We start from the raw sequence: 4,883 nt of genomic DNA on the forward strand, positions 1-4,883 counted from the left end.
AGTGCTCAAACCCTCAAAACCGAGGGCTTAACCTATGAGAATGTCACTTGAAAGTCAAAACGTCGGTTTCAAAAACCGTGTCAACTTCTTTCAGGGTATTCTTAACCCCTATTCTTAAACGGCCTCCGAATTTTGAAGCCGACACGGTTTGCCGTCGGGTCCGGGTCCTCTCTGATGTTGACTAATAATACCATAGGCGGTATTTGCCATTGGAAGCGAAATGCACCTGCCAAACGCCCTGGAGCAATCGCTCCGATGGTCAGACCAACTTCCAGCTCGTCATTCAGAAGCCTGAACCATAGTCCACAGTAAACGTCGCCGTTGGGATTTCCCATCGCGGTATTAACCCTTGACGATACTATCCCGATGTGATAGTATCGCAGTTAGTGATACGGTCATTCAGTGATAAGGAAACGGAAGCGCTCTATCGCTTCCGACGAGTGTCGAAGAAACTCCCGCGAGATATTCAAGAAAGGGCTCGCAAGAAGCTCCGAATACTCAATGCCGCCAAAACTCTGAATGATTTGAAGATACCTCCCGGAAACCAGTTGGAGGCCCTGAAGAAGGAGCGGAAAGGTCAGCACAGCATACGGATAAATGACCAGTGGCGAATATGTTTCACCTGGCGTCAGACCGATGCTTATGATGTTGAGATAACCGATTACCACTGATTTGACAAGAAATGGTGAATCTATGATAGAAGAAGAGAGACTCCCTGCTATCCACCCCGGAGAGATACTGACTGAGGAATTCTTGGCGCCGATGGGGATATCGCCATACAAACTGGCTAAGGATATTGGCGTTCCTCAAACTCAAGTCAGTCAGATCATTCACGGAAAGCGTTCCATAACCCCAAGGACCGCCGTTCGGCTGGGGCTGTACTTTGGGAACTCAACAGAGTTCTGGCTGAACCTCCAGAGAGATTATGATCTCGAACTGATGGATGATGAAAGGCCGGCCATCCGGGTTAAGAGACCTGACGGGACGGATGCGGTATATAATGGGCGGAGATCGACCTTGGTTACTGTATAGCCATTGGTTTCTTTATCCCTTTTTGTCCCATTTTAGCTGACGGTCTACACTCTCAGGTCAGGCGGGAAGAGATCACCCAACTGAAGGCCGAGGTAGACACCTTAACCGCCATCATGGCGGAGGCCAAGGCCAAGACCGATACGGTGGAGCGAGTCCCCGTGTAAATTCAATCCTTTTTTGAAGACTTCAATACTCTCGATATTCGGATGCAGAAGGCAAGGTTGCAGGAGATCGTCAAGGCGATCTATCTGTTCTCCGGTAATGACAGGTTGGAGATTGAATTCAGATGAAAATGCGATGGCAGAAGAAGGACTTAAAGATGGGCCAGCCAGTGGGGACATCGTGGCTGGGGAATTCATCTCGCTACTGGCCGACAGATCCGGATACGGGCGAAGAGAGTCTACTTCCCTACGCGTTGGCCTGCCTGGAGGCTGCGCTCAAACTGTCTGAGAAAGCACGATCCACCTATGCCAAACTCGTTGAATTGTGGAGCACACAAGGCATGGAGGCCGTATGCAATGAAATGTGCCGCACAGGGCATATGATCCCCGAGACATCCGCCTATTTTGACAGCTCGGATGTCAACCATTTCTTCGAGACTGCCAACTACTTCATGCTAATCGCCTTCAATAAGGTTGAGGATCTGGAAGAGGAAACCCCAAAGATCACCAGCGAACGGTCACAAGCGTTGCTGATGGTTGTCTTTCTTCGATCGCTGGCCGACCACTTGGGGAACACCAGCGTCACTTCCAACAGCTCCGGGACAGTCGTCGACACGGTGAAATACTTCCCCTTCGGCGGAACCCGAAGCAGCACCGCTCCGCTGGATACCGACAAGCTCTTCACCGGCCAGCGGCTTGACCAGACCGGGCTTTACTATTACGGGGCCAGATTCTATGATGCGACTATAGGGAGGTTCATCAGCCCGGATTCACTTGTGCCCGACATGGCCAATCCTCAGAGTTTGAACCGGTATAGCTACTGCCTCAACAATCCGTTGGTATACACAGACCCTACTGGCCTAGATTATGTAATCGCAACGGGTTCAGGTCAGGATACATTAGAAACTATGGGGGAATACTTAACCTTGTTGGTTGGGCTGGGTGTATATGATGCGACTTATGATGATAACGGGGACCTCGCTTCTCTGACCCAAGGCGCCAATTGGGAGCCGGTTTACTGGCAATTCGACACAGGAAGCGTAGAAACACGAGCTGATGCTATAAGCGGCATGATCTCAGACAAAGGATTAACAAATGTAAAGCTCATCGGATTCAGTGAGGGTGCTGCGGCTGTTGGAACATAGTTATTCAACATCAGAGGCAGTTCGGCGCTGAATGCCATTGACACCGTTCTGCTCTTCGAACCGCCCACAGGGGATGCTCAGACAGGGATGCCTCGCATCGGCTTGCTCCTATGACTGGAAAGCCCTGGAAGGACTGCCGGGTATTCTGAAGGAGACCAACCCGAATATCAAGCTGGGCCTTATATATAACAAGAAGAGCCCTGTCTATGGAGTGAGATTGAGTGGATGGGGTGACTACACTCACGCCATGGATAAACGCGCCTGGTATCAGAAGTCGCTTGACGTAGTCTCTTCTACTGCAATAAGGGGATGGGGTGATACTCTACCTTCCGGCTCAGCGCAAGCCTCTAAAGGACTTTGGGGATGGCAAAAAGCTCATGCTGACGTGCTTAGAAATTCGGGATGTATCAAGTGGGCATGTAAGAGAATCCATTCCGGGTCCTAGATGATTGTATCTGATCGAAATTGGAATAGTTTTCAATTGTATACTCTCTCGGATGGGGAATCACCCCGCATAATAACTCTTATTTGCACTGGGGGAAAAAGTATATGGGGGAAAATAGGCTTGTGCCGGGAATCCTTTTGATATTGCTCATTGTCTCATTCATGACTACCGCTGGTTGTGACGGTAAGCAACAAATCCTGGGCAACGACCGGATTACCACTATTGCTCGGGACAACCAAGGCAACCTCTGGTTCGGAACTTGGGGGAAGGGGGTATTCCGTTACGATGGGACCAACTGGCAAACTTTTGATCGAAAGGACGGCCTACCTGATAACCTCATAAACACTGTTTTTTGTGACCGCCTAGGAAACCTCTGGGTTGGTGCTGGAGGTGGCATAAGCCGCTACGATGGCACTAACTGGAAAACCTTCGCTGAGAAAGACGGCCTGGCGCAGAACAACGTCAAGGCCATTTTCCAGGATGGCAGTGGCAATCTTTGGTTTGGCACATTTGGCGGCTTGAGCCGGTACGATGGCACACACTGGCAAACCTTCACCGAAAAGGATGGTTTAGCCAGCAGGGATGTAATGGCGATCACCCAGGACGAAGAGGGCAATATGTGGTTTGGCACAGTAGGTGGAGTGACCCGCTACGATGGAAAGAATTGGCAGGTTTTTACCGATTGGTCGGGCTTGCCCCGCAATGAGTTGGAAGTAAACGCTGTTCTCTGCGATATTTGGGGGAACCTGTGGATTGGAACATGGTGGGGAATAACTCTGTACGATGGGACTGCTTGGACAACCATCTCTAACGGGAGCTCTGCAAGCGATAGAATTCACGTCATTTTCCAGGATAGCAAGGGCAATCTCTGGTTTGGTACTGAAGGCGGGGTGAAGCGCTACGATGGAACCACGTGGCGATTGTTCACCAAGAAAGATGGCCTGAGAGACAACGATGTCCGTGGTATTGTAGAGGATGCTGAGGGCCATATCTGGGTTGGCACTGATCCTGGAGCAAGTTGGTACGATGGTTCTAATCAAGCGGGAGTTCCCCGCCTGTGAAGGCGGGGGTGAGAGCCGATTCCTGCGAAGCAGGACAAGCTCCGCTTGAACCCGCAAGTACCACGCCTGTAAAGGCGTGGGTATCTATGTGGCACAAGTCATCTTGAGGGACGATAGTTGCCACAATTCGTCCACTGGTGGAAGGCAGAGGATGGGGTTATCCCAGCTTCTGTTCTTTACCCGCTGCCGTCCCTCCGTCCACCTTGAATCCTCATGGCCCCACTTAGCCATAAAACATTTTATGGTAAGGCTGCTGTGGCCCGAGGCGGGGAACGAGATTCACCGCAGAGGACGCAGAGAGCGCGGAGGGGAAAATAAACTACTTCTCTGTGTGCTCCGCGAGCTCTGCGGTTTTCCTTCCGTTCCGCCGAGCCTTTGGTGGAGCGCTACTATGCGGCATAGTGCGCTTCCAGGACACAGCACCGTAGTGGGGACATATTCAGAGCGTGAAGGACGGCAGCCTCAGTTGGCCTTGTAGGTTTGGCGAGCAGTGGCTTCAGTTATTTACCTCCACTGGAAAAGAGGAAGATCATCCGGATTTGATTTAATCGGACGATCCCTGTGACCAACCATTCAGCGAATCCCTAGAATTCAATTTCCCTTGGCTTCAGTTTCAGGGCCTCGGCAAGTTTGCGGCGGGTCTTGAAGTTCGGTTTGTGGTGTCTGTTCTCAATACTGACGATTGTTGACTTCGCCACCTTGGCCAGTGCGGCAAGGTCTGCCTGACTCAACGCATTTTCCTCGCGAAGTTCCTTGAGCGTTGCCATTGTAACCTCTTCATCCTCTGTGCTACCGGAATCATACCATAATCAGCCCAATATAACATTGAAACCATTGATACAATAGTAGTAGTATAATAGTCTCATATAAGATTGATAATAGACTCGTAAATAATCATAACTGGACTGATATTTAGCCCAACTTCCGCAGTTTTGAATCTAGGAATGGGTTGTCCAGAACGTAAAGTTGGCACTACATTTTTTGAATTTTCATTCGCTGCGGGAGGTGTAGTTGTAACATTTGGAGCAGGATGGCTTGG

The 4,883-nt window shown here is 50.4% G+C and carries 5 protein-coding genes; 4 read left to right on the top strand and 1 reads right to left on the bottom strand.

The genetic code is table 11. The features are described 5' to 3' along the window. Positions 1-386: 386 nt before the first annotated feature. The 4 genes from PHV74_14870 to PHV74_14885 all read left to right on the top strand — a co-directional run bounded on the left by PHV74_14870 (position 387) and on the right by PHV74_14885 (position 3,844). A complete protein-coding gene (locus PHV74_14870; GenBank protein MDD5095638.1) occupies positions 387-671 on the top strand; it encodes a type II toxin-antitoxin system RelE/ParE family toxin in 285 nt (94 codons plus the stop codon). A gap of 22 nt (positions 672-693) precedes the next feature. Beyond that, complete coding sequence (locus PHV74_14875) at positions 694-1,032, top strand: HigA family addiction module antitoxin (protein ID MDD5095639.1); 339 nt, start codon at positions 694-696, stop codon at positions 1,030-1,032. A 286-nt stretch (positions 1,033-1,318) separates the two neighbouring features. Continuing rightward, positions 1,319-2,338, top strand: coding sequence for an RHS repeat-associated core domain-containing protein (locus PHV74_14880; GenBank protein MDD5095640.1), 1,020 nt, complete (start codon positions 1,319-1,321; stop codon positions 2,336-2,338). Positions 2,339-2,887: 549 nt separating this feature from the next. Further along, positions 2,888-3,844, top strand: coding sequence for a two-component regulator propeller domain-containing protein (locus PHV74_14885; GenBank protein MDD5095641.1), 957 nt, complete (start codon positions 2,888-2,890; stop codon positions 3,842-3,844). Between the two features lie 584 nt (positions 3,845-4,428). Here the strand turns inward: PHV74_14885 and PHV74_14890 are convergent. Beyond that, positions 4,429-4,611 carry a helix-turn-helix transcriptional regulator gene (locus tag PHV74_14890; GenBank protein ID MDD5095642.1) on the bottom strand — a complete coding sequence of 61 codons (183 nt, stop codon included), beginning with the start codon at positions 4,609-4,611 and terminating at the stop codon, positions 4,429-4,431. Between the last annotated feature and the right edge of the window lie 272 nt (positions 4,612-4,883).

Source organism: Dehalococcoidia bacterium, from assembly GCA_028711995.1.
GTDB lineage: Bacteria > Chloroflexota > Dehalococcoidia > SZUA-161 > SpSt-899 > JAQTRE01.

Coding starts and splice junctions, on each gene's coding strand:
- PHV74_14875 (MDD5095639.1), top strand. CDS start 694: ATGATAGAAGAAGAGAGACTCCCTGCTATCCACCCCGGAGAGATACTG.
- PHV74_14880 (MDD5095640.1), top strand. CDS start 1,319: ATGAAAATGCGATGGCAGAAGAAGGACTTAAAGATGGGCCAGCCAGTG.
- PHV74_14890 (MDD5095642.1), bottom strand. CDS start 4,611: ATGGCAACGCTCAAGGAACTTCGCGAGGAAAATGCGTTGAGTCAGGCA.
- PHV74_14885 (MDD5095641.1), top strand. CDS start 2,888: ATGGGGGAAAATAGGCTTGTGCCGGGAATCCTTTTGATATTGCTCATT.